General features: G+C 66.6%; 27 protein-coding genes. 16 read left to right on the plus strand and 11 right to left on the minus strand.

Features of this window, described 5'->3' with window-relative positions; genetic code table 11:
- Positions 1-5: 5 nt before the first annotated feature.
- Positions 6-929, minus strand: coding sequence for an AEC family transporter (locus tag ACTHQS_RS16155; RefSeq protein ID WP_440170939.1), 924 nt, complete (start codon positions 927-929; stop codon positions 6-8).
- Between the two features lie 150 nt (positions 930-1,079).
- On the opposite strand from ACTHQS_RS16155, the gene ACTHQS_RS16160 reads away from it, so the two are divergent.
- The 4 genes from ACTHQS_RS16160 to ACTHQS_RS16175 all read left to right on the plus strand — a co-directional run bounded on the left by ACTHQS_RS16160 (position 1,080) and on the right by ACTHQS_RS16175 (position 5,432).
- The gene (locus ACTHQS_RS16160; protein WP_440170942.1) at positions 1,080-2,120 is read left to right on the plus strand and encodes a TIGR03885 family FMN-dependent LLM class oxidoreductase; all 1,041 of its coding nucleotides are present in this window, start codon (positions 1,080-1,082) and stop codon (positions 2,118-2,120) included.
- Complete coding sequence (locus ACTHQS_RS16165; RefSeq protein WP_440170944.1) at positions 2,117-3,808, plus strand: alpha-amylase family protein; 1,692 nt, start codon at positions 2,117-2,119, stop codon at positions 3,806-3,808. Before ACTHQS_RS16160 ends, ACTHQS_RS16165 begins: the two co-directional genes overlap by 4 nt.
- 36 nt (positions 3,809-3,844) lie before the next feature.
- On the plus strand, positions 3,845-5,071 hold the full coding sequence (locus ACTHQS_RS16170; RefSeq protein ID WP_440170946.1) for a pyridoxal phosphate-dependent aminotransferase: 1,227 nt from the start codon (positions 3,845-3,847) through the stop codon (positions 5,069-5,071).
- Positions 5,072-5,195: 124 nt separating this feature from the next.
- Entirely contained in the window at positions 5,196-5,432 is a 237-nt protein-coding gene (locus tag ACTHQS_RS16175; RefSeq protein ID WP_440170948.1) for a hypothetical protein, read from the plus strand.
- A 157-nt stretch (positions 5,433-5,589) separates the two neighbouring features.
- Here the strand turns inward: ACTHQS_RS16175 and ACTHQS_RS16180 are convergent, their stop codons facing one another.
- The 3 genes from ACTHQS_RS16180 to ACTHQS_RS16190 form a co-directional block, all read right to left on the minus strand.
- Positions 5,590-5,877 carry a MoaD/ThiS family protein gene (locus ACTHQS_RS16180; RefSeq protein ID WP_440170949.1) on the minus strand — a complete coding sequence of 96 codons (288 nt, stop codon included), beginning with the start codon at positions 5,875-5,877 and terminating at the stop codon, positions 5,590-5,592.
- The gene (locus tag ACTHQS_RS16185; RefSeq protein WP_440170952.1) at positions 5,870-6,979 is read right to left on the minus strand and encodes a WD40/YVTN/BNR-like repeat-containing protein; all 1,110 of its coding nucleotides are present in this window, start codon (positions 6,977-6,979) and stop codon (positions 5,870-5,872) included. Before ACTHQS_RS16185 ends, ACTHQS_RS16180 begins: the two co-directional genes overlap by 8 nt.
- 72 nt (positions 6,980-7,051) lie before the next feature.
- Complete coding sequence (locus ACTHQS_RS16190) at positions 7,052-7,252, minus strand: hypothetical protein (RefSeq protein ID WP_366367305.1); 201 nt, start codon at positions 7,250-7,252, stop codon at positions 7,052-7,054.
- A gap of 278 nt (positions 7,253-7,530) precedes the next feature.
- Between ACTHQS_RS16190 and ACTHQS_RS16195 the strand changes: the two genes are divergently transcribed.
- From ACTHQS_RS16195 to ACTHQS_RS16220, 6 genes are all read left to right on the plus strand, one after another.
- Positions 7,531-8,265, plus strand: coding sequence for a hypothetical protein (locus ACTHQS_RS16195; protein WP_440170955.1), 735 nt, complete (start codon positions 7,531-7,533; stop codon positions 8,263-8,265).
- Positions 8,266-8,368: 103 nt separating this feature from the next.
- Positions 8,369-9,121, plus strand: coding sequence for a class F sortase (locus tag ACTHQS_RS16200; RefSeq protein ID WP_440170957.1), 753 nt, complete (start codon positions 8,369-8,371; stop codon positions 9,119-9,121).
- A gap of 81 nt (positions 9,122-9,202) precedes the next feature.
- The gene (locus ACTHQS_RS16205) at positions 9,203-9,715 is read left to right on the plus strand and encodes a universal stress protein (protein ID WP_440170959.1); all 513 of its coding nucleotides are present in this window, start codon (positions 9,203-9,205) and stop codon (positions 9,713-9,715) included.
- 307 nt (positions 9,716-10,022) lie between these two features.
- Positions 10,023-10,373 carry a metal-sensitive transcriptional regulator gene (locus tag ACTHQS_RS16210; RefSeq protein ID WP_440171001.1) on the plus strand — a complete coding sequence of 117 codons (351 nt, stop codon included), beginning with the start codon at positions 10,023-10,025 and terminating at the stop codon, positions 10,371-10,373.
- 51 nt (positions 10,374-10,424) lie between these two features.
- Positions 10,425-10,664 carry a heavy-metal-associated domain-containing protein gene (locus ACTHQS_RS16215; RefSeq protein ID WP_440170961.1) on the plus strand — a complete coding sequence of 80 codons (240 nt, stop codon included), beginning with the start codon at positions 10,425-10,427 and terminating at the stop codon, positions 10,662-10,664.
- Between the two features lie 28 nt (positions 10,665-10,692).
- Positions 10,693-12,978, plus strand: a complete 2,286-nt coding sequence (locus tag ACTHQS_RS16220) for a heavy metal translocating P-type ATPase (protein WP_440170963.1) — start codon at positions 10,693-10,695, stop codon at positions 12,976-12,978.
- A 21-nt stretch (positions 12,979-12,999) separates the two neighbouring features.
- Here the strand turns inward: ACTHQS_RS16220 and ACTHQS_RS16225 are convergent, their stop codons facing one another.
- The gene (locus ACTHQS_RS16225) at positions 13,000-13,272 is read right to left on the minus strand and encodes a DUF2277 domain-containing protein (protein ID WP_440170965.1); all 273 of its coding nucleotides are present in this window, start codon (positions 13,270-13,272) and stop codon (positions 13,000-13,002) included.
- Positions 13,273-13,485: 213 nt separating this feature from the next.
- On the opposite strand from ACTHQS_RS16225, the gene ACTHQS_RS16230 reads away from it, so the two are divergent.
- On the plus strand, positions 13,486-13,749 hold the full coding sequence (locus ACTHQS_RS16230) for a WXG100 family type VII secretion target (RefSeq protein ID WP_043448478.1): 264 nt from the start codon (positions 13,486-13,488) through the stop codon (positions 13,747-13,749).
- Between the two features lie 179 nt (positions 13,750-13,928).
- On the opposite strand, the gene ACTHQS_RS16235 is transcribed toward ACTHQS_RS16230, so the two are convergent.
- The gene (locus ACTHQS_RS16235; RefSeq protein WP_440170967.1) at positions 13,929-14,963 is read right to left on the minus strand and encodes an EamA family transporter; all 1,035 of its coding nucleotides are present in this window, start codon (positions 14,961-14,963) and stop codon (positions 13,929-13,931) included.
- 71 nt (positions 14,964-15,034) lie between these two features.
- Between ACTHQS_RS16235 and ACTHQS_RS16240 the strand changes: the two genes are divergently transcribed.
- Positions 15,035-15,580, plus strand: a complete 546-nt coding sequence (locus tag ACTHQS_RS16240) for a CGNR zinc finger domain-containing protein (protein ID WP_440170970.1) — start codon at positions 15,035-15,037, stop codon at positions 15,578-15,580.
- A gap of 40 nt (positions 15,581-15,620) precedes the next feature.
- On the opposite strand, the gene ACTHQS_RS16245 is transcribed toward ACTHQS_RS16240, so the two are convergent.
- The 3 genes from ACTHQS_RS16245 to ACTHQS_RS16255 all read right to left on the minus strand — a co-directional run bounded on the left by ACTHQS_RS16245 (position 15,621) and on the right by ACTHQS_RS16255 (position 18,107).
- Positions 15,621-15,998, minus strand: a complete 378-nt coding sequence (locus ACTHQS_RS16245; protein WP_440170972.1) for a hypothetical protein — start codon at positions 15,996-15,998, stop codon at positions 15,621-15,623.
- A 99-nt stretch (positions 15,999-16,097) separates the two neighbouring features.
- A complete protein-coding gene (locus tag ACTHQS_RS16250) occupies positions 16,098-16,688 on the minus strand; it encodes a hypothetical protein (protein ID WP_440170974.1) in 591 nt (196 codons plus the stop codon).
- Positions 16,689-16,754: 66 nt separating this feature from the next.
- On the minus strand, positions 16,755-18,107 hold the full coding sequence (locus ACTHQS_RS16255) for an MATE family efflux transporter (protein WP_440170976.1): 1,353 nt from the start codon (positions 18,105-18,107) through the stop codon (positions 16,755-16,757).
- Positions 18,108-18,215: 108 nt separating this feature from the next.
- On the opposite strand from ACTHQS_RS16255, the gene ACTHQS_RS16260 reads away from it, so the two are divergent.
- Both ACTHQS_RS16260 and ACTHQS_RS16265 read left to right on the plus strand, forming a co-directional pair.
- The gene (locus ACTHQS_RS16260; protein ID WP_440170978.1) at positions 18,216-18,653 is read left to right on the plus strand and encodes a DoxX family protein; all 438 of its coding nucleotides are present in this window, start codon (positions 18,216-18,218) and stop codon (positions 18,651-18,653) included.
- 128 nt (positions 18,654-18,781) lie between these two features.
- A complete protein-coding gene (locus ACTHQS_RS16265; RefSeq protein WP_440170980.1) occupies positions 18,782-19,798 on the plus strand; it encodes an acyl-CoA thioesterase in 1,017 nt (338 codons plus the stop codon).
- Here the strand turns inward: ACTHQS_RS16265 and dnaB are convergent.
- Positions 19,795-21,177, minus strand: a complete 1,383-nt coding sequence (gene dnaB / locus ACTHQS_RS16270) for a replicative DNA helicase (RefSeq protein ID WP_331323972.1) — start codon at positions 21,175-21,177, stop codon at positions 19,795-19,797. The two genes, ACTHQS_RS16265 and dnaB, sit on opposite strands and share 4 nt — an antisense overlap.
- 643 nt (positions 21,178-21,820) lie before the next feature.
- Here dnaB and ACTHQS_RS16275 point away from each other — a divergent pair.
- Together ACTHQS_RS16275 and ACTHQS_RS16280 are read left to right on the plus strand one after the other, a co-directional pair.
- Positions 21,821-22,138 carry a hypothetical protein gene (locus ACTHQS_RS16275; protein WP_440170984.1) on the plus strand — a complete coding sequence of 106 codons (318 nt, stop codon included), beginning with the start codon at positions 21,821-21,823 and terminating at the stop codon, positions 22,136-22,138.
- A gap of 2 nt (positions 22,139-22,140) precedes the next feature.
- Entirely contained in the window at positions 22,141-22,707 is a 567-nt protein-coding gene (locus tag ACTHQS_RS16280; RefSeq protein WP_440171003.1) for a hypothetical protein, read from the plus strand.
- A gap of 149 nt (positions 22,708-22,856) precedes the next feature.
- Here ACTHQS_RS16280 and ACTHQS_RS16285 read toward each other — a convergent pair.
- A partial coding sequence (locus ACTHQS_RS16285) for a CBM96 family carbohydrate-binding protein (RefSeq protein ID WP_440170986.1) occupies positions 22,857-23,782 on the minus strand: 926 nt, incomplete at its 5' end.

Here is a 23,782-nt window from a genome sequence, read left to right on the forward strand (position 1 = left end):
CGGCGTCAGGCCGCCAGCAGCCAAACGATCAGCACCAGCACCGGCGCGGCAGCCGCCGTGGAGAGCAGGATCGTTTCGCGCGCCACAGCCACGCCGCGCCCGTATTTGCTGGCGAACAGGAACACGTTCTGGGCCGACGGCAGCGCCGCCATGAGCACCACGCCCAGGAGCATGCGGTGGTCCAGGTCGAACAGGAAACGTCCGACGACGAACGCCACCGCCGGCATCACGGCGGACTTCAGCGCCGTGGCAGTGAGGATCTCAGCCGTGTGCCCGCCGCTCCGGAGCATCCTGGTGCCCTGCAGCGACATGCCGAAAGCCAGCAGCACCACCGGGACGGCCGCTCCGCCCAGGAGCGTCAGCGGTGCCATCACCGGGTCCGGCAGCTTCACGTGGAACGCCGCGAGGACCACGCCCAGCAGCGAGGCGATGATCATGGGGTTGCGGAAGGGCTGCGTCAGCATCAGCCGCGGTGAGAACCGCCCGGCCGCGGAAAGGTCCAGCAGGGTCAGGACCAGCGGGGCGAACAGGAGCAGCTGGACCAGCAGGACCGGGGCCACGGGGGTGGCGTCGCCAAGGGCATAAAGCGTGATCGGGATGCCGATGTTGTTGGCGTTGACGTAGGAGCCCGCCATCGCACCCACCGCCGTCTCGGCGAGCGGCCGCCGGAACCAGATCCGGCTGGCAGCCACATACAACAGCGCGGTGACGGCTGCGGTGATCATGGCCAGCGGAACAAAGGCCGAGAAAACCACGGACAGGTCGGATTTCAGCACCACCGTGAAGAGCAGCACCGGGTTGGTGATGAAGAAGGCGGTACGGGTCAACGCCGAGATGGTGGGTTCATCGCCCAGGCCGCAGCGCGCGGCGACATAACCAACGGCAATGACGACGCCAATCACCGCCAGGCCGATCAGCACACCGCCCATCGAGGTACTCCCCTTCCCGTCCCACGCGTTCCGCCGCGAGCCGGAATGCAGTACCACAAGTCTCTAACTTATCTGACAAGCAGCCCCTGCCCGCACCGGTTTTCCGGCGGACCCTCGACAGGGCAGGGTGCGGGACGGTAGAGGTTATCGATGGTCACTGTCGGTTTTCACGCATCGCACGAACAGATCAGCCCCGGCCAACTGCTGAAGGACGTCCAGCACGCCGAACGCGCCGGTTTCGATGCGGCGATGTGCTCGGACCACATCGAGCCGTGGTCCGCGCGGCAGGGGCACTCCGGCTTCGCCTGGTCCTGGCTCGGAGCAGCGCTGGCCACCACCGGCCTGCGGTTCGGAGTGGTGACCGCGCCCGGCCAGCGGTACCACCCGGCGATCATCGCGCACGCGTCAGCAACGCTGGCCGGCATGTTTCCGGGCAGGTTCTGGTTCGCGCCGGGCAGCGGGGAAAACATGAATGAGCATGTCACGGGTGATCCCTGGCCACCGAAAGACATCCGGCAGCGCCGGCTTGAGGAGTGCGTGGACGTGATCCGCCGGTTGCACCGCGGCGAGGAGGTCACCCACCGGGGCCTGGTGACGGTGGAGCAGGCGCGGATCTGGGATGTCCCTGAAACCCCGCCGCCGTTGATCGCACCGGCCATCAGCGTGGACACGGCGCGCCGGGCAGCGGCCTGGGCGGACGGCCTGGTCACCGTCAACCAGCCCGCACCGAAGCTGCGCGATATGCTGGCCGCCTACCGTGACAGCGGGGGCAGGGGGAAGGCCGTGCTGCAGGTGCATTTGTCCTGGGCCGGCACAGAGGATGAGGCCCTTGATATCGCATTGGACCAGTGGCGGACCAACACGTTCGCGCCGCCCATCCCTTGGGACCTGCCCACGGCAGGACATTTCGACAGCGTGGGCGAGCATGTGCACGAGGAGCAGGTCCGCAGCACGGTCAACGTTTCCGCCAGCCTGGAGCAGCACGTGGAGTGGCTGGGCGGGTATGCGGAGCTGGGCTTCGACGAGCTGTACCTGCACTTCGTGGGCCAGGAGCAGGCGTCCTTCATCGATGCGTTCGGCGCGGACGTCCTGCCGCAGCTGCGCACCCTTGGAACCACGGCTGCCGGAGCCCCCGCTGAACCGCAACTGGTCCGTGCAAGTGCCATACCGGCGTCGGACGCTCCGGCATGAGGATCGCGGAGACGTCGGACCTGTGGTGGAAGAACGCCGTCATCTACTGCCTGGACGTGGAGACATTCTTTGACGACGACGGCGACGGCACCGGTGACTTTGCCGGCCTGACCCAGCGGGTGGACTACCTCGCCGCGCTTGGCGTGACGTGCATCTGGCTGATGCCGTTCTACCCGTCCCCGGACCGCGACGACGGCTACGACGTGACGGATTTCTTCGCGGTCGACTCCCGGCTGGGGACCCTTGGCGACCTGGTGGAGTTCATCCGTGCCGCACAGGACCGCGGCATGCGGTTGATCGCGGACTTCGTGGTGAACCACACCTCGGACCAGCACCCCTGGTTCGTGGAGGCGCGGAAGTCCACCGACAACCCGTTCCGGGACTTCTACGTCTGGCGGCAGGACACGCCCCCGGACACGTCCTCCGAAGTGGTGTTTCCCGGGGAGGAAAACTCGCTGTGGACCCTGGACGAGGCCACTGGCGAGTGGTACCTGCACATGTTCGCCAAGCACCAGCCCGACCTGAACGTGATGAACCCGCAGGTCCGGGACCAGATTGCCAAGGCGATGGGGCTGTGGCTGGAGCTGGGGCTGGACGGTTTCCGGCTGGATGCCGTGCCGTTCTTCCTGGAGACGCGCGGGCAGCCAAAGGACGAGGCGGCGAACATCGATCCGCACGCCTACCTGGCGGCGCTGCGCAGTTTCGTAAGCCGGCGCAACGGCAGTGCCGTGCTGCTGGGCGAAGTGAACCTGCCGTACAAGGAGCAGCTCGAGTACTTCGGCGGGCCGGAGGGCAATGAGCTGAACATGCAATTCGATTTCATGTCCATGCAGCACATCTACTTGTCGCTGGCCCGCCAGGACGCCCGGCCGCTGGCGGAGACGCTCAAGAGCCGGCCGGCCATCCATCCGGACAACCAATGGGCCATGTTCGTCCGGAACCACGACGAGCTCACCCTGGACAAGCTCAGCGACGGCGAGCGCCAGGAGGTGTTCGCCGCGTTCGGGCCGGAGAAGAACATGCAGATCTACGGCCGGGGCCTGCGACGGCGGCTGCCGCCGATGCTGGGCGGGGACCCGGAGCGCCTCCGGATGGTGTATTCGCTGATGTTCTCCCTGCCCGGCACGCCCGTGTTGTTCTACGGCGAGGAGATCGGCATGGGCGAGGACCTCCGGCAGAAGAGCCGGGCCGCGGTCCGCACGCCGATGCAGTGGAACAGCGAAAAGAACGGCGGCTTCTCCAGCGCCAAGGCGTCGGACCTGGTGGCCCCGCTGGTGCGGGGCCAGTACGGGCCGGAGAACGTCAACGCGGCGGCGGGCAAGCGCGACCCGGCATCGCTGTTCACCTTCATGGCCACGCTGATCGCGCGCTACCGGGAGGCGCCCGAGTTGGGCTGGGGCGTCTTTGGGGTCATCGACCAGCCCGAGCCTGCGGTGTTCGCCCACACCTGCAGTTCCGACGGCGGCACGCTGGTGCTGCTGCACAACTTCGGCGAGGACCCGGTGAAGGTCAGCGGGAAGGTGGGGCCGGGGGACGGGCCGCAGGCATTCCGGGGTGCCATGCTGCTGGACCTGTTCGACGGCGGCAACGCCGCCCTGGATCCCGATGGCGGCTTCCAGGTGGAGCTGGGACGCTACGGCTACCGCTGGTTCCGCGTGCACCGGAAAGGCGACCGGCTGGCCCCGTAGCCTCCGCCGCCGTCGTGCTTTGTGAAAAGATCAACCATGCGCGCCATGCAACACTCCAGCAAACTCCGGAACGTCCGCTACGAACTCCGCGGGCCGATCCTTGAGGCCGCCAAAAACATGGAGGCCGAAGGGCACCGGATCCTCAAGATGAACCTGGGGGACACGGCACCTTTCGGGCTGGAGGCACCGGAGTCCGTGGTGGTGGACATGATCCACCACCTTCGCGGCGCCCAGGGCTACAGCGATTCAAAAGGCATTTTCACGGCCCGGACGGCCATCTCGCAGTACTACCAGACCCGCGGCCTGATGAACATCGGGGTCGAGGACATCGTGGTCGGCAACGGCGTCAGCGAACTGATCTCCATGTGCCTGCAGGCCTTCATGGAAAACGGCGACGAAATCCTGGTCCCGGCACCTGACTACCCCCTGTGGACTGCCGCCGTGACCCTGACCGGCGGCAAGCCCGTGCATTACGTCTGCGACGAGGCAGAGAACTGGTGGCCGGACATGGCCGATGTGGAAGCGAAGATCACCACCCGCACCAAGGGCATTGTGATCATCAATCCGAACAACCCCACAGGGGCTGTCTACCCCCGGCACATCCTGGAACAGTTCGCCGGCCTTGCCCGGAAGCACAACCTGGTCCTGTTCTCCGACGAGATCTACGAGAAAGTGCTTTACGACGGTGCGACGCACATCCACACCGCGGCCGTGGCCGAGGACGTTTGCTGCCTGACCTTCAGCGGCTTGTCCAAGGCCTACCGGATGCCCGGTTACCGGGCCGGATGGGTGGCCATCACCGGTCCACTGGCCGCCACCGCCGCTTACCGTGAAGGCCTGGAACTGCTGGCCTCGCTGCGCCTGTGCGCCAATGTTCCCGCCCAGCACGCCATCCAGACATGCCTGGGCGGCTACCAAAGCATCGATGCGCTGGTGAAGCCGGGTGGCCGGCTGCGTGAGCAGCGGGACCTTGCCCACAAACTGCTGACGGCCATTCCCGGCGTCACGTGCGTCCCGGCGTCGGGCGCAATGTACCTGTTTCCGCGGCTGGACCCGGAGCTGTACCCGATCGAGAGCGACGAGAAATTCGTCCTGGACCTGCTCCGGGACCAAAAGATCCTGGTCTCCCACGGCTCGGCCTTCAACTGGCCGGCGCCGGACCACTTCCGTTTTGTCATCCTTCCCTCGGTGCTGGACATCGAGGAAGCCGTCCGGAGGATTTCCGCCTTCCTTGCGGCCTACCGGAGCGGGGCAACAGCCTGAAACCGGGGCGGCGCGAAGAACTAACCGCGCCCTAACCGCGGGGAAACCAGTACGCAACATTGCCGGGCCAGACTTGGTAGTGCAGGCAAGAGCCGGCATCAGCTCCAGCCAGGAGGGCCCCGCGATGTTGAAGAAAGCGACCACGCATGTAACAAGAGTCCGTGCCCTGGACCAGCTCCACCGCGGCGATGAAATCGAAGCCCGCCTGTCGGTGGGGCCCTCCTATGACGACGTGGTGATCCGCCGCGGCAGCGTCCAGGAAACAGCGCCCGGAATCGGCGTGGTCTGGATCCTGGACCGCATCAGCGGCGTGCGCAAGGCAGTCAATACGGACGAGTGCAGCGTCTGGCGGGTGGCATAGCCGGTGCGGGGAGGGGGTGGCGGGCGTAGTCAGGAAGGACTGTCCGCAACCCGTCCCTAATTTTGGTCCTGCCAATGATGTACCGGCGAATGCAGCCACTCGACGGTGGCGTCCGTGATGCTTTGGATTGGTTTGCGATCAGGGCTCCATGGGCAGCTCAGCCTCCCGCAACGGACTGGATGACCAGCACCTCCTGGCCGGGTTGGACCTCGGTCTCCAGGCCTTGCAGCCGCCGCACCTCGTCGCCGTCGACGTAAATGTTGACGAATCTGCGCAGCGCCCCGGTTTCGTCACGGAGCCGCCGGCCCAGCACGGCATAGTCCGATGCCACCGCGTCGAGCAGGCGCCTTACCGTTACCGGCCCGTCGGCTGGGGTGGACAGTACCGACTGGCCGCCGGCCAGGGGCTGCAGGACACTGGGAAGCAGCAACGAGATCTCAGGCACCGGCCACCACTGCTGCCCGGACGCAGAGGACGTCCGGCAGGTGCGACGCCACTTCCCTGAAGGTGTCCCCTTCGTCCGCACTGGCATAGACGGTGCCGCCCCGCGTGCCGAAGTAGACGCCGGCGGGTTCGGCGGTGTCCACCGATGCGGCGTCCCTCAGCACGCTGTTGTACTCGTGCTCGGGGAGACCGGCGCTGAGCCGGGTCCAGGTGGTCCCGGCGTCGTCCGTGCGGTGGACGGCGAGCTTTCCGTCGGGAGGGATGCGTTCGCCGTCGGCCTTCAGCGGAACCACCCAGGCGGTGCCGTCCCGGCGCGGATGCGTCAGCATCACGAAGCCGAAGTCCGCGGGCAGGCCGTCGGCGATCGAGCTCCAGCTGTCGGCGTTGTCGTCCGTCCGGTAGACCCCGTGGTGGTTCTGGGCGTAGAGGCGTCCTGACACGGCGGCATCGGCGGCGATCTTGTGCACGCACTGGCCGAACTCCGGGTTGGGGTCCGGCATGAAGTAGGCCGAGATGCCCTTGTTGCGCGCTTCCCAGGAGGTGCCGCCGTCGAGCGAGCGGTAAACCCCGCCGGTACTCATGGCGACGTGCACGGTTTCGCCCACCGGGTCCACGACGATGGAATGGGCCGCCGCACCGCCATAGCCCGCTCCCCATTCACTGCGGTGCGGGTGGTCCCACAGGCCCCGGTTCAACTCGAAGTGCTCGCCGCCGTCGGTGGATTTCCAGACGGAGATGGGCTCGGCCCCCGCCCACACAACTCCGGGACGGGACTCTGCGTCCGGGTAGATCTGCCATACGCGGTCGAGGGCGGCGCCGGTGTCCTCGGGAAACGTGATGGCGCCATGCTCGGGCTCGGACCAGGTGGCGCCCAGGTCATCGGAGTGTGCAACCGTTGGCCCCCAGTGCGGGCTGCGGACCCCCACCAGGATCCGCGTGCGGCCCTCCCGGGTATCGATCCCGATGCTGGGGATTTCAGCCATGAGGAAATGCGGGCCGGTGAAGGACCATTCCCGCCGGTCGCGGCTGGTGGCGAGCCACAGCCCTTTCTTGGTGCCGATTGCCAGGATGAAGGATTCTGCCGCCGTTGCCATGCGGACCATGCAACCACCGTCAGGGGCCAAGGCGCAACGGTTTCCGCCCCCTGCGTTTCCCCAATCGCAGACCGGGAGGGATCAGTCCACGAATTCCGACTGGGTCTCGATGAAGTCCCAGTCAGCGGCGGTCAGCACGGCGGCCGGATTGCCCGGATGCGGACCGCCCGCCTCCGCGATCCCCTGAAGCACCGGGAGCGGCAGTTCCTCCGCATGGAGGTTTTGCCGCAACCACTCCTTGCTGGCCAGGTCCAGGTCCAGCCACCACATGAAGATTTCCACGATTTTCCCTCCTTGCTGCACTTAAAACGTTAGGCGCGGCCCAAGCGGCGGACAAGGTCCTGGCGCGGAAGCAGGTGGCCAAGGCCGGCTTTAGGGTACCGGCAGGTAACTTGGCCGGCAGGTGCCCGGGAAAGACGAGTATCCCCTACTGGCGACTGCGTCAAGCGGTCCCCCTAGCCTGAAATCTCAAAGCAAGCTGACCGTGTTGCTGGGGCATAGGGCGCTACTGCTGGCCAGTCCTCGCCATGGTCCGTTTCACACATATATGGGGAGAAATCATGAAACGCACCTTAGCCACACTGGGGGTGGTTGGGCTCGGCCTGATCAGCCTCACAGCGCCTGCCATAGCCGCCCCTGACCAGGTGGTGGCCTGCCACTGGGACGGAAAGACCCTCACCCAGATGTCATTCAACGCCAACGGGACCGGCGGCCACGACCAGCACCCTGATGACATCATTCCTCCAACCACCAAACTGCCGGAGGGAAAGAACTGGACCAACGAGGGAAAGCTTCGTTACGTCAACGAGTGCGGTGCGACACTGCCGCCCGGCGAAGTGATTGACCCGCCCGTTGTGGTGGATCCTCCTGCCACAACTCCGGCGACACCGCCTGCCGAGCAGCCGCCGGTCGTCGTCGAACCTCCCGCCGAGGAACCTCCTGTGGTGACTCCGCCGGCCGAGGAAACGCCCGTCGTCGTCGACCAGCCTGTTCAGGAACCGCCCGCTGTCCAACCGGAAACCACTGCGGTGGAACCGCCGGCGGTGGCACCGGCCGCTGTCTCGGGCCAGGCCGCACCCGCCAAACAGGCTGCCGCTGCTCCCAAGGCAGCCCCCCAAGCAGCTCCCGCCGCAACTCCCGTCAGCGTGGGAACGAACCAGGGGTACAACGCCCAGACGGCAGTGGGTGCCGCCGACGGCGGGCCCGGCTGGCTCGCAGGCCTGGGAGCGCTGGCGGCCGCAGGAGCAGCGGTGGCCGTCCGCCGTCGGCCACGTTTGCTGCACACCGACGGCTAGCCCATAACCCGCCACTTCCAGTGGCTCCAGACAAGGAAGGCGTCCTGCCAGTGCCCGGCAGGACGCCTTCCTTCCAATCCAGCCCGGCCCGGGAGGACATGCCATGCCACAGGATCGACGCCGGCACGCGGCGCCCAGGCGACGCGTCACGGGACGCCCGGGCTGGCGGCGGTGGAACCGGGGCGACCTCGCCATCCTTTGGTGTGGTGTCCTCACTTTCCTGTCCTTCACCATTGGCGCTCCCCTGTTCCATCCCTCACCGCTGCTGGCTGTCCCCGTCAGCTCCGCTTCGGCTCCCGGCACTGCTGGGTCCGCCGGCGCGGCCCCCATGGCGGAGACCGGTGTGCCGCACGCTGCGGCAGCCGCTGCACAAAGCCCGGCCCGGCCGGCAGTGGAGGCACCTGACCTTCCACCGGCTGCCCCTCCACTGCACATCCGTTATCCGGCCGCCGCCTTCGACGTCGCTATCCAGCCCCTGGACCTGGACGGCGAAGCCCAATCCAGCCGCACCATCGAGCCCCCTGCCACCAAGGACGGATACTGGCTGACGGCCTTCGGCACGCCAGGGAAAGGCTCTGGCAACACCACCTACGTCATCGGCCACAGCTGGGAAGGCGCGGACGCTCCCTTCAACCATCTCAGTTCCGCGGCGGCCGTTGGTGACCGGCTTGATGTTGAGACTCCGGCCGGAACCATCAGCTACCGGGTGGACAGCGTCACCACCTATCTGAAGTCAAGCCTCAAGGACAGTCCGGTCTGGGACATGGTGCCCAACCGCCTGGTCCTCATCAGTTGCTACACGGAGGATCCGTGGGGCAAGAACGTGGTGGTGACCGCGTTCCCCGCAGTTCCCTAGCGACCCGGTCCGGCAGTCAAGGGGCTGCCCGGGCCTAACGTACCTGTTCACCCCGCCGTGGGCGGGCGGACAATGGGCAGCATGATGTGGGAACACTTCGACGGGGCCCCGCTGCTGGTGGGACTCATGCCCAAACAGCACCCGGAGGTGATCGAGGCCGCGGCCGCCCTGGCTGCCCGGCTGGCCGCACCCCTGGTCTGCGCGTACGTAGATGAAGCCAGCTACCTTGTGGAGTGGGACCCCGCCCGCTCCGCCCACCGCCTTTCGCGGCACCCCGACGCTGATGATGACATGCCTGCACTGGCCGCGGAGTTGAAGGCACAGGTCCAGGCCACGGTGGACAAGCTGCCGGCGGGCGGCGGTCGCCCCGAGTGGTCTTTCCGTACCCTCACCGGGGATCCGGCCCGTGCCCTTGGGCAGCTGGCAGCCGAAGTGGACGCCACCATCATCATTGTGGGCACCTCGGAACGGGGATTGTCCCACCGGCTCTCGGAGGCCCTGGGTGGATCCGTGGGGGCCTGGCTCAGCCACCATCAAAGCCGGCCGGTGCTGGTGGTTCCCTATCGGATGGCCGCCCACGAGGACCGGCCATGAGCAGCGGGCAGGGACGCGGATGCCTCCCTGCGGGGCCCGGCTAAAGTAAAGCGAAAGTAGTTATTCTCGGTGCTGGCGCAGTGCCGTACCTGCCAGTAAGCTAATTTCAGCAAGGCCGATCCAGAGAGATGGAAGCCGGAATTGCCCAAAAGCTGCTCCGGAGTGCGTATCCCCCAATAACGCACTCCGGAGCTTTTTTGTGCCCTGAAGGAAACCTGGGTGAGTCGGACCCCACCGCGCCAATGATACCCCCTAGGGGTACTTGCCAAGATACCCCACCCGGGTATAAGTTGACTGCATGAACGCTATGGAAGAAGCCGTTTCCGCGGCCGAGCGGCCGGCCACCGAGGATGGCACCGCCCCGCAACATGGCTACACGGGAAACAAGGATGCGTACCTGCGCCGCCTGAAGCGCATCGAGGGCCAGGTGCGCGGCATCGCCCGGATGGTGGATGAGGACAAGTACTGCATCGACATCCTCACCCAGGTTGCCGCCGTCACCAAGGCCCTGCATGCTGTCAGCCTCGGCCTGGTCGAGGAACACATCGGCCACTGCGTGGTGGGGGCAGCCTCCGAACCGGACCCCGACGCACGCGCAGAAGCCATTGATGCCAAGGTCAAGGAAGCTGCCGACGCGATCGGCCGGCTGCTTCGCTGACACCACCCCATCCCACCCCGGCCACCGCCGGCCCCACTGAAGGAGCAAGCCATGAGCACCACCTCCCCCACCACCACAACCATCAGCGTCTCCGGCATGACCTGCGGACACTGTGTGTCGGCAGTCAGCGAAGAACTCGAAGCCCTTGAAGGCGTCGAAGCAGTGAACGTGGACCTGAACGCCGGCGGCGTTTCCACCGTGACCATCACCTCGGGCAAGGAACTCTCCCCTGCGGAAATCGGCGAAGCCGTAGCCGAGGCCGGCTACCTGGTGGTAGCCAACGAAGCCTAGAAACCCTTCCACTACCGGAAAGCCGACCATGAGCCACCAGGAACTGCTCCGCCCGCCGGGCACCCGCATCGTCGAACTCGACATCGAAGGGATGACGTGCGCATCCTGCGTCAACCGGGTGGAAAAGAAGCTCGGCAAGCTCGACGGTGTGGCCGCAACGGTCAACCTGCCACTGGAGTCCGCATACGTCACGGTCCCGGAGGGCGTCACCGACGAACAGCTCACAGCAACGGTGGAAGCGGCCGGCTATAAGGCAACGGTCCGCGCCCAACACCCTAAGGGTCCGGAAGCCGGGCCTGCCACTGAAGCCGCTGCGGTCCCCGCATCGCTGCTCCGCCCGCGCCTCATCCTCGCCGCAGCCCTGACGGCCCCGGTATTCCTGGTCAGCATGGTCCCGGCGTTCCAGTTCCCCAACTGGGGGTGGGTGGCGGCAGTGCTGGCGCTGCCGGTGGTCACGTGGGCTGCATGGCCCTTCCACCGTGCCGCGGCCATCAACGCCAGGCATCTCGCCTCCACCATGGACACCCTGGTGTCGCTCGGGGTGGCGTCAGCGTACCTGTTCTCGGCCTGGCAGCTGCTGGCGGACCCGCGGATGACCGAGCACCCGGGCATGGAGGGCATGTCCGGCGGCCTGTACTTCGAGGTGGCATCCGTCGTCACCACTTTCCTGCTCCTGGGCCGGTACCTGGAGGCCAATGCCAAGCAGAAGGCCGGTGATGCCCTCAAGGCCCTGCTGAACCTGGGTGCCAAGGATGCCACTGTCCTGCGCAACGGCAACGAGGAGAAAATTTCCGCCGACAAGCTCCAGGTGGGCGACGTCCTGGTGGTCCGGCCGGGAGAGAAGATCGCCACCGATGGCGTAGTGGTGGACGGGGCCTCGGCCGTTGACGCCTCCCTGGTGACCGGTGAATCGGTCCCCGTGGAGGTGGGACCGGACAGCCGCGTCACCGGCGCCACCATCAACACCTCCGGCCGCCTCCTGGTCAGGGCCACCCGGGTTGGTTCCGAAACCACTCTCGCCCAGATGGCGCGGCTGGTGTCGCAGGCCCAGACCGGCAAGGCACCCATCGCGCGGCTCGCAGACCGGATCAGCGCGGTCTTCGTGCCGGTGGTCCTGGCGCTTGCCGTCCTGACGTTCGTGCTCTGGCTCCTCCTCGCCGGCCCGGCCGCTGACGGGGACCACCTGCGGCAGGCGTTCACGGCCGCCGTCGCCGTGCTGGTCATTGCCTGCCCCTGCGCACTCGGCCTGGCCACCCCGGTGGGCCTGCTGACGGGCACGGGCCGGGGAGCCCAGCTGGGCATCCTGATCAAGGGCCCCCAGGTCCTTGAAGACACCCGCACCGTTGACACCATCCTGCTGGACAAGACGGGCACCGTCACCACGGGCGTGCTGGCCGTGGATGCGACGGCAGCGTTCCCCGGGTTCCAGGACCAGGACGTCCTCCGGCTGGCCGGAGCCGTCGAGGCCGCCTCCGAGCACCCGGTGGCCCGCGCCATCGCGGCGGCAGCAGTTGCCGGGGCGCCGTCGATGGGCGCAACGGACGACGCCGGCCCGTTGCCATCCGTGCAGGATTTCAGTTCCGCCCCGGGCGGCGGAGTCTCGGGAACCGTCGGGGGCCGGGCCGTGATGGCAGGGCGGAGCGGCTGGCTGGAGCAGAACGGGATTGTCCTGGATGCCGGCCAGCGGGCCCTGCTGTCGTCCGCTGAGGAGGGTGGAGCGACGGCCATCTGCGTTGCCATGGATGGGAAAGCCGCCGGAATCATCAGCCTCCGGGACACCGTCAAGGAAGGGTCCGCAGCCGCCGTCGACCGGTTGAAGGCACTGGGCCTGCGGCCCATCCTGCTGACCGGGGACAACGCCGCCGTCGCCGCCCGGGTGGCTGCCGCCGTCGGCATCGCCCCGGACGACGTCTACGCCGGCGTCCTGCCGGAAGGGAAGGTCGAGGCAGTCCGGAAGCTCCAGGCGGGGGGCGCCACGGTGGCCATGGCCGGGGATGGCGTCAACGACGCCGCGGCGCTGGCGCAGGCCGATCTGGGAATTGCGATGGGGTCCGGCACGGATGTGGCCATCGAAGCCGCTGACCTGACGGTAATGGGCAACGACCTCGCCCAGGTGGCACAGGCCATCGAGCTGTCCCGGAAGACCCTGGGCACCATCAAGACCAACCTGTTCTGGGCGTTCTTCTACAACGCGGTGGGCATCCCGGTGGCCGCCCTGGGGCTGCTCAATCCGATGATCGCCGGCGCTGCCATGGCCGCCAGTTCCGTCCTGGTGGTGGCCAACTCGCTGCGCCTGCGCAGCTTCGGGAAATAGCAGCAGTGCGTCGGCCGAGGCTCAGGCCGCGCCGTAACGCACTGCGGCGCGCGCCTTGGCCTTGGCCGCTTCCGCGTCCCGGTCCTTGGGCGGCGCCTGCGTTACCAGCGCATCCAGCAGGTGCTGTGTGATGTGGGCGATCTCATGGACGGCGTCGTCAAAGGCCTCCTGGTTGGCCTTTGACGGCTTGGTGCTGCCGCTGATCTTGCGGACATACTGCAGGGCGGCTGCGTGCACTTCCTCGGACGTGGCGTGCGGCTCGAAGTTGTGGAGGGTTCGGATATTCCGGCACATACCGCCATGCTAGGCTCTTCCAACGCCTGGGATCGACCCCTTTTTCATGGCCTCCGCCCGGCGTCCATGGGGAGCCCGGCATGGGCAGGGCTGCCCATCGACACTTTTTTGGGGTCCGGGATAGGTTTTAGGCAATGGATCTTCCGGATGAGCCGGGGGGCCGCTGGGGATGCCGATCTGGTTCGGATCCACGATTTCAACAAGGAGAAACTGATGGCTATTTGGGGTGCAGACGTTGAGCAGCTTCGCCAGCTCGGCAGCAAGCTTCAGGCAGGGGCGTCCGAGATCGAGACGCAGAAATCCACTCTCACCAAGGTCCTGAGCAGCACCAACTGGGAAGGCCCGGACGCCACCAAGTTCCGCAACGAATGGTCCGGCACCCACACGGCGATGCTCACCAAGGTTGCCGAGGCACTGAAGGAAGCGGGCGCGCAGGCCAAGCGCAACGCCGAAGAGCAGAGCCAGGCCTCCCACTAGGCTTACCGCAGCGGGCGGGGCAGGGACACCAACCGGTGTCCCTGCCCTTTTTTGTTGGCGTCCGACGGCGGCGCCTGGGGGTGCAGGGCCACCGGCAAGGCGGCGGCCCGCCTTGCCGGTGGCCGGCTTCCCGGGCGGGTACGGCTAAGGCACGGGCGAAGCGCAGGTGACGGGCGTGGCTAAGGGACGGGCTCGACGTCGTTCGCGTGTTCCAAGGGTGACGCCGTGACACCTGCACCTTTTTCGCCGGGGGATGCGGCGGCACGCAGCTCGTCCACCCGGACCAGGATGACCCCGCCGACGATCAGCACACCGCCCAGGAGCTGGATGGCGCCGGGCAGTTCGCCGAGCAGCAGCCATGCCCACAGCACTGCGAACAGGACCTCCGTCAGCGACACGAAGGATGCCACTTTGGAACCGAGGGCCCGCGCGGCCATGATGCCCGAGACGTACGCCAGCACGGTGGCCAGCACCACCAGTCCCGCAAGGGACACCCACCAGGGTGTGGTCCAGGGGCCAAGCGTGGTGTCCGCGGCACTGAATGTCATGGGCAGCAGGCCCGTTGCGGCAGCAAGCCACATCACGGCAGCGCCAGTCATGAGTCCCCCTGACGCAAGGACAATGGGGGGCAGGGTGTCATTTTCCCTGGCGGTGATGAAGAAATAAATGGCCAGGCAGACGGCGGCCGCCATTCCCCAAAGGACCCCGATGAGGTCCACCTTCACGGCGCCGGTAAGGTCAAGGACCAGCACCAGCCCGGCGAGGGACAGCAGTGTCCCGCCGGCCGTCAGCAGCCTGGGACGCCGCCGGCTCGCGGCCCAGAGCCACAGGACGATGATCACCGGGGCCAGGTACTCCAGCAGGAGGGCCACTCCCACGGACAACCGGGCCACCGCGTTGAAGTAGAACAACTGGCAGGCCGCCACACCAATGAGCCCGAACAACACGATCGTGAGCCAGTTGTCCCGCAATTTGTGCCAGCGGCCCTTGAGCGCAAAGGCAGCGGGCAGTGCAAGGATCAGCGCCGCACCAGTCAGGCGGGCGGTGACGGCAGCTCCCGGCGACCAGCCGGCCTCAAGCAATGACTTGGCGAAGGACCCGGACAGGCCAAAAACCGCGGAAGAGAACAGTGCGGTTCCGAGCCCGGACGCCAGGAAGCCAGGGCGCCCGGTGCGCAGTTCCGGGGTGGGGGTGATGTTGTTGGCGGCAGGCACCGTCGCCTCCTGTCAGGAGTAAAGTGGGGTAATGCTCATGACACTACGCTTGGGTGCTGTAAGGAGTCAACATGGTTTTCGCCCCTGACACTGAAGTGGCGCTGCGTACGGTGGTGAACCTCATCAACACTTCCGCGAATGGCAGGGAAGGACTGGCTTCCGTGGCAGATCTGGACGCCTTCCTGGCCGCTGAAGGGTTCTCCGGCGGCCGGAGCCGCGATGCCGCGGAATTGGAAAGCGTGCTGCAGTTGCGACGTGAACTGGCAGCGGTTTGGACCGCGGATGAGGATGCCGCCGTTGAAACGGTTAACCGGCTGCTGCGGGACGCGAATGCGCTGCCTCAGCTGATGAAGCACGACGGCTGGGACTGGCATCTGCATGCAACGGCGCCGGAAGCTCCCCTGTCGGACCGGATGAGCACCGAGGCGGCAATGGCCCTTGCTGACGTGATCCGCAGCAAGGAGATGGAGCGGCTGCGCATGTGCGAGTCGGAAGACTGCGATGCGGCGGTGCTGGACCTGAGCCGGAACCGGTCAAAGCGGTATTGCGACACGGGAAACTGTGCCAACCGGGCGCATGTTGCGGCCTACCGTGCCAGGCAGGCGGCCGCGAATTAGCAGGGTCTTCCTGCGCTTGGCCCTTAACGCTGGTTTGCCGCTAGCGCTGGGGCGTGCCGTCACTGCCGTTGCCGGATGCCGGCGGGTTCTCGCGGCCGGGAGCACCGAAGCCGTGGCCGGACCCTCCGTGGGGAGATGCTTTGGGCGCGGAGCTCAGGTTCACGCCCGACCCCTTGCCGAGGTGTTCGGCGTTCTCCTTGTAGCTCATCGACAGCATGGCGGCGATCACCAGGGTCACGATGAAGGCGATGCCGGCGGCCGTGAAGGCGAGGTCGAAGCGGGGCGCCCGGGCGCTCCCCCCGGAGGCGAAGATCAACACTGCCACGAAGGCGACGACGGCCCAGAATGCCGAAAACATCAGCGGCCCCTTCACCGAGGTCCGCAGCTTGCGCGGTTTTCCTTGATGCTGGTCAGCCACAGTGGTTCCTCCCTGCAGGCGGCGCGCGGCCGGCCTGGTTTACGAATTGCGGTTTCGCGCCGGATTTTCTACAGAAAGTAGAAGGGCGCTCCTCCTAGTTTACGGCTTTCCTGCGCCGGGGCGGGCATCGTGCCGCAGCGTCAGGCCGGACAGGACCCACAGGACGCCCGAAATGATGGCTCCTCCCCCGGCTACGCCGAGCAGGGCGTGGGCTCCGAGGTTGATGAAGAACGGCAGCAGCACGGCCGTTCCGATGCCGATGACTCCGGACGCCATCCAGTCGCGGGCCAGGACGTGGCGGCCCCTGTTCTGCAGGCCGCAGGCGAGTTCGAGGACACCGGCAACGCCCAGCCCCAGGGCCGCGATCACCCCGAACAACAGGTCACTGTGCAGCAGGATCACCGCAAAACCGGCACCGGCCAGGACGGCGCCGCCGGCGGAAAGCAGCTTTCCGGGCGTGGAATTCTGCGCGAAACCCGCTGCGGGGACAGTCCGGAGGGACACCACACCGGCCGCCAGGAGGTAGAGGCCGCCGGCCCAGCCCATGACCTCCACGGAAGGCGAAGTCCAAAACACCGTCATCGCGCCGAATGCCAGCGCGGCAGCCGCGCGCAGCAGGACCGGCTTCCAGAGGTCGTTGCGGGGGGCAGTTCCCGGGGCTGCGCCCGCGGGAGTGGATGGTTGCGTCACCGGTCCAGTTTAGTGCCGGCTGCCGGAAGGTCGAACCCGGCCACCGTGCCGGCCTGGAATGCCGCCTCAGGCGGACCCCAGCACTATCCAGCGGTCAGACCGGGCACGAAGGCCAAGGGTCAGGGCGCGGGCGGCCATGTATCCCACGCCGAAGGCGGCCCAGAGCCAGGCCAGCCCTGCGGCGCCGGTGGCACCGGAGAGCGCCACCCCGGCCAGCAGCGGCACGTAGACGGCGAGGTTCACCAGCCCGGCGAGAGCGAGGTACCGTGCGTCCCCGGCACCTATCAATACACCGTCCAGGACAAAGACATATCCGGCGATGGGCTGTCCGGCAGCCAGGACCCAGAGCGCAACGGTGAGCACTGACTGCACTTGCGGATCCGGAGTGAACACGGCCCCCACCCAGGGGGCAACTGCGGCCAGCAGCAGGCCCGTGACCACGCCGAACCCTGCGCCCCACTTGGTCATGGTGCCGGTGAGAAGTCGGGCCCTGCCGGCATTCGAAGCACCCAACTCCTTCCCGATCAGCGCCTGCGCGGCGATAGCCAGGGCATCCAAGGCGAAAGCCAGGAAGGAAAAGATGGTCATGGCCAGCTGGTGGGCGGCGAGGTTGACCTCACCCTGGGCCGTCACCACCAGCACCGTGGCCAGGATGGCTGCCCGCAGGCTGAGTGTACGCAGCATGAGCCAGGATCCAACACGGGTCATGCCAAGAATGCCCCGCCAGCTGGGCAGAAGACTGACGGCGTGCCGCACCGCGTTCCGGCGCACCATCACGACGTAGACGGCAGCCATGGCCCACTGGGCCAGGCTGGTGCCGATCGCCGATCCGGCCACAGACAAGCCCAGGCCGTAGACAAGCCACAGGTTCAACAAAATGTTGACGCCGAATCCGGCCGTTGCCACCACCAGCGGGGTCCGGGTGTCCTGCAGTCCGCGAAGCACGCCGGTGCCGGCGAAGATCAGGAGCATCGCCACCAGGCCCGGCATGGACCAGCGGAAATATTCGACGGCAAAGGTGCGCACGCTGCCTTCCGCGCCCAGCAGGTCAATGAGCGGCTCTGCAGCGGCGAAGCCGGCCATCGCAAGGAGCACACCAAGCAGCGTTGCCAGCCACACGCCGTCGCGCCCTGCGGCGAGGGCCTTGCCCAACTGGCCGTCGCCGATGGCACGGGCCACGGCAGGCGTCGTGGAGTACGCCAGGAAGACCATCAGCCCGACGGCGGTCTGCAGCACAGCGGACGCCAGTCCCACCCCGGCAAGCTGGGCGACGCCAAGATGCCCCACGATGGCAGAGTCAGCCAGCAGGAAGAGGGGTTCAGCCACCAGCGCCCCGAAGGCAGGGACGGCGAGGCGGAGGATTTCGCGGGCTGGGCCGCGGGTCCCGGCCGCGGGGGCAAGCGCAGGTTGTTGGGGCACGTTGCCAGCCTAACCGCGGCTGCCAGCCGACGAGGCCCGGGCATGACAAAGCCCACACTTTCAGCATATTAGTTGACAGTTCAACTATTGCTCGGGGACAGTGGATCCATGAACAAGTCAGCACTGACCACCACCGCCCTTGCCGCCCTTCGCATCATCCTCGGCTTCCTCTTCGCAGCCCACGGCTGGCAGAAGTTCAATGAATGGACCATCGCCGGCACCCAGGCCTCCTTCGCCAAGATGGGCGTTCCGGCGGCCGACGTCGTGGCCCCCGCCATCGCCGTCCTCGAACTGGCAGGCGGCATTGCCCTGATCCTGGGGATCCTCACCCGCGTGGTGGCCGCCCTGCTTGTCCTGGACATGCTGGGCGCCCTGTTCCTGGTGCACGTCCAGGCCGGCGTTTTCGCGGCAAACGGGGGGTACGAACTCGTGCTCCTGCTGGCCGCGGCTTCCTTCGCCCTGGCCCTCACCGGAGCGGGGCGGCTCTCCCTGGACCGTGCCCTCTTCGGCCGCCGTCCTGAGTCCCGGCTCGCGGTCCTCGCGTAACCCCCCATGCCCCAGCCCGACGGCGGCAGCTCACCCAAGGTGACCTGCCGCCGTCGGACTTTAAGCGGCGCTTCGCTTTGTTGCGGCACCAACCGGCCGGTAACCGGGGCCGCCAGTAGGATCGCAGCATGACTGAGACCCGCCGGCCCAACTCGGTAACCCTCCGCTTCCTAGCCGCCCCCACCGACGTGGGACACAGTGGTTCAGTCGATGCCGGCACGGTGCTCGAGTGGGTGGACAAGGCCGCTTACGCCGCAGCGGTGGGCTGGGCCAAGTCCTACTGCGTGACCGCGTACGTGGGGAACATCCACTTCGCTGACCCCGTCAACAGCGGAGACATGGTGGAAGTTGAGGCCACCATCGTTTACACCGGCCGGTCCTCCATGCACATCCACACCGTGGTCTCCTCCGGCGATCCGAAGGGCGGGCCAGCCACCATGCGCAGCCAGTGCATGGTGATCTTCGTGGCGGTGGGCGCGGACGGCAAGCCCATCCCGGTGGAGCAGTTCGAACCCACAACCCCTGCGGAGATTGAGCAACGGGACCACGCACTGGCCAGGATCAAGGTCAGGGAGCAGATCGTGGAAGCCATGAACCGGCAGGAATATACCGACGCGGGTACGGCCGAACGCGTGACACTGCGGTTCATGGCCGCCCCTACCGACGTGAACTGGGGCGGCAAGGTCCACGGCGGCATCGTCATGAAATGGATCGACGAAGCCGCGTACGTGTGCGCCTCCCGCTACTGCGGCAGGGACACTGTGGCCGTCTTCTCCGGCGGCGTGCGCTTCTACCGGCCCCTGCTCATTGGCCATGTGGTGGAGGTCGAGGCCCGTCTGGTGTACACCGGGACCAAGGGCATGCACATCGCCGTCCACGTCCGTTCCGGCGACCCCAAGGGCCGGGAACTGAACCTCACCACCTACTGCCTCACGGTGATGGTGGCGCGCGACGACGAAGGCACCTCCGTGCCCGTTCCGGCCTGGGTGCCGGTCAGCGAGGAAGACAAGCGGCTCCACGCCCACGCCCGCGAACTCCTTGAAATCCGGGGCACGGCCCCCGGGAACCGCCTGCCGAACCATCTGCTGGCCGCAGCAGGACCTGCCGGCAGCGCCGCGTCCCAGTCAGGAGGCGAGGGCGCCTAGAAGCCTCCGCCACCGGCGTCGCCGGCCATGTTGGCAAAGCGGGAGTAGTGGCCCTGGAACGCCACCACGATGTCCTTGGTGGGGCCGTTACGGTGCTTGGCCACCAGGATGTCCGCCTCCCCGGCGCGGGGTGATTCCTTGTCATAAACGTCTTCACGGTGGAGCAGGATGACCATGTCTGCATCCTGCTCGATGGAACCGGACTCACGGAGGTCCGACACCATGGGCCGCTTGTCCTGGCGCTGTTCAGATCCACGGTTCAGCTGGGACAGGGCGATGACGGGGACCTGCAGTTCCTTGGCGAGGAGCTTCAGCGCACGGGAGAACTCGGAAACCTCCTGCTGGCGGGACTCCACCTTCTTGCCCGAGCTCATGAGCTGCAGGTAGTCGAGGATGACCAGCTTGAGGTCATGCTGCTGCTTCAGGCGCCGGCACTTGGCCCGGATTTCCATAAGGGACATGTTGGGGCTGTCGTCGATAAACAGCGGGGCATCATTCATACGGCCCATCGTGGTGGCAATCTTGGACCACTGCTCGTCCTTGATGGTTCCCTTGCGGAGGTCCTGGAGCCCAATGGTGGCTTCGGCGGACAGAAGGCGCATGGCGATCTCGTTCCGGCCCATTTCCAGGGAGAACATCACCGTGGAGAGGTTGTTCTTGATGGCCGCGGACCGGGCGAAGTCAAGGGCAAAGGTTGACTTACCCACGGCGGGGCGCGCAGCGATGACGATCATCTGGCCGGGGTGGAGCCCGTGGGTCAGTTCATCGAGTTCGTAGAAGCCTGTGGGGACACCGGTCATGCCTTCACCGCGGTGGCCGGACGCCTCAATTTCGTCCACCGTGGACTCCATGACGTCCTTCAGCACCACGTAGTCCTCGGCGGTGCGGCGTTCGGCAACGGCGTAAACCTCCGCCTGGGCCTGGTTGACCAGGTCCTCCACCTCGCCGTCGGAGCCGTAACCCAGCTGGACGATCTTGGTGCCGGCGTTCACCAGGCGGCGAAGCACTGCCCGCTCGGCCACGATCTCGGCGTAGTAGCCGGCGTTGGCGGCAGTGGGCACGGTCTGGATCAGTTCGTGCAGGTAGGCCGGGCCGCCGATCCTGTTGATCTCGGCGCGCTTGGTCAACTCGTCGGACACCGTAACCGCGTCCGCGGGCTCCCCGCGCCCATAGAGGTCAATAATGGCCTCATAAATGGTCTCGTGCGCAGGCCGGTAGAAATCCTGGCCGCGGAGGATCTCGACAACGTCCGCGATGGCGTCCTTGGACAGCATCATTCCGCCCAGGACGGACTGTTCAGCCGCTATATCCTGGGGCGGCTTCCGGCTCGCGTCCGATCCACGGGTTGCCTCGACAGGGTCCAGATGCGCGATTGACAAAGCTGCCGTCCTCCATTTGTACCGGGTGTGCCGCCCGGTGATCCATCCTGTTCGCGGCCTCCGACAACCGGATCCGCCACCCATCAAGGTCTACCCGCAGGCCCTGACATTCACGTGCCGCGGTCCGGAAACCGGCTCCGTTCCGGAGTTATCCCCAATATCCACAGCTTTTCCACAGACAGAGGCGGGCAGCGGTGCGAAGGGGCCCGGAAACCGAAACAGTGGGACCTGCTTCGGCTGCGGAGAACAGGTACCCCGCTACGCTAGCCGCCGGGACGCCAGCCGCAAAGCCAGCATCCCGCAGGAGCTGTGGATAACCTGTGCACTATGGGGCATAGCTTGTGCACAGCCTGTGGGGAAGTCTGTGGATACTAATTTTCTTTGGCTGGTGATTCGCGCCTGACCTGCGAAAACTCCTTGGCTGCCATGTGGAGTAAATATTTCTTCGCGGGAATTTCATCCACAGGTACGGAACGGGACCGCTAGGGGGAGGAAGGCTGAAGGACCTTCCGGAACGGGTAGTGTGCGAGCTCGTGGCGCATCTCATATTCCGTGCCGGAAGTCCAAGGGCGGCCCGTCCGCGCCTGTATGCGGGGTAGTGAATATTGCTGTGGATAAACCCGATGTGGATTAAGCTCTACATATGGGCGATCTCCTGCTGGTGCTGTTGCCGGCGATAGTTTTGGTAGCGCTCATGTGGGGCGTTGCTACCGCACTGCGGCCGCGTGATGCGGGAACCTCAGAAGCCGAAAAATACCAGCGGGAACTCGCCGAGCGCTCTGCCAGGCACTACGCAGCCCAGGTCCAGGCGGCCACCGCAGCCCGTGCCCGCCTGGCGGCGGCTACCCACCCCAGCCAAAACGCCCAGCAACACAACCAGCAGCAGGAATATATCCGCGCGGGCGACCAGCACGGCAATCGCACCTGGCGACGGCCAGGAAGTACAGAGAACGGCTCATGAAGATGGAATCCCTTGTGGTCCCGGTCCTTATCCTGCTCGCGGTGGTTGCGCTGGTTATGGTGGCATACCGCGCCGCCCGCAACCGCAGGGCATCGCACGGCACGGCCCCGTCCGCACAGCCCGCCGCACCACAGGAGCTCGCCCAGGCAGCTGCGAACAGGCTGTCGGAGGACCAGCACCGGAGGATCTATGCCCTGATCGCGCAGGGCCAGGCGATGGCCGCCATCAAGCTCTACTACGAGGTCACCGGCGAGGGCCTGCGTGCCTCGCGTGACGCCGTCGGCGCCCTGGCCGCCCATCCCCAGCCCTACCGGAGCCAGGAGCAGGCGCAGGTGGTTGAGGAGGACGACGACGAGCCGCAGCGGTTCCCGTACCGCTACCGGGCGATCGCGAGCAAAGGCGACGTAACCCGCGAGGTCAGCAGCAACATGCTCAATGATGAGATCTACGGCAGGATCCGCACGCTGGCCCGGAGTGGCGATACCGAGGCCGCTGCCAACGCTTTGACGCGCCACTCGGATATCTCGCTGAAGCAGGCACGGGAATTCATCGCGCTGCTGGACGACTAGCAGGAACCAGACATGCGGGCCAGCAACTGCCCGGACGTCCCAGCCCCGCGGTCACTGATGGGCGGGGCGTACAGCTGGTGGTCGGTTGAACAGATCGGGACCCCGTCCTGCTGGACGGGGTCCCGATCTGTTCCTGGCTGCCGGCCGGTTTACTGACCCAGGGTCAGGATCAACTTGGGTGCCGCGGTGCCGCCCGCTTCCCTGGAGTTGAGGTCCAGGCCATCACTGCTGCTCGAGTCCAGGCCGAGCGAGAGCTGTTGGCCCAGCTCTCCGGACAGTCCGCTCACGGTCAGCGGAATGTTGTAGCTGGTGTTGGTTGTTGTAGGGCCAAGCTTGCCAATAATGGTTCCGAGCGCCGGACGGCTGTTATACGTGATCCCCGCCTCGGTCCAGTTGTCATCTGCAACCACCTTGACGTTTTGGGTACCCGTGGAACCACTCCCGGCACTGCGCAGCTGCAAGGTGGCACTCTGCAGCGTCCTGCCCGAATACTGTGAGAGGTCGAACTTGAGGTAGGTCACCTCCACGGGGCTGTTGTCCACCCCCAGCAGGGTGCTTGTGCCGAAGTTCGATCCAGCCGACCCGCTGGACGCATAGGTGTCAGCTGTTGCCGTCAGGGTGACGGTCTGCGGTGTGCCGCCCCCGCCCGCCGCGGCCGCGGTGGTGAAGGTCCACGTCCTGTCCGAGGCCAGAGGGTTGCCGGCCGTGTCCTTCACCCCACTGGTGCCACCTTTGATGGTCGCCGTGTACGTCGTCCCCGCCGCCAGGTCAGCGTTCGGGTTCAGCGTCGCCACTTTGTTGGTGCTGTCGTACGTCACGGTGGCCGGGACGGCAGTCGCGCCCGCCGCCAGGGTGAAAGTGGTCGACGTGACGGTTGATGCAGTCATCGCTTCCGAGAAGGTCCCTGTTACATTGGCCGTGACCGCTACACCGGTGGCACCGGCAGTCGGCGAGGTAGCCGCCACAGTCGGAGCGGTGGTGTCACCGCTTCCACTGCCGCCGCCGCTGCTGGGACTGTAGTAGTGCCAGTACCGGCTGGTGGCGTTGACATCCGCGAGCACCAGCAGGCCGCTGT

Source organism: Arthrobacter sp. SAFR-044 (assembly GCF_051965175.1).
GTDB lineage: Bacteria > Actinomycetota > Actinomycetes > Actinomycetales > Micrococcaceae > Arthrobacter.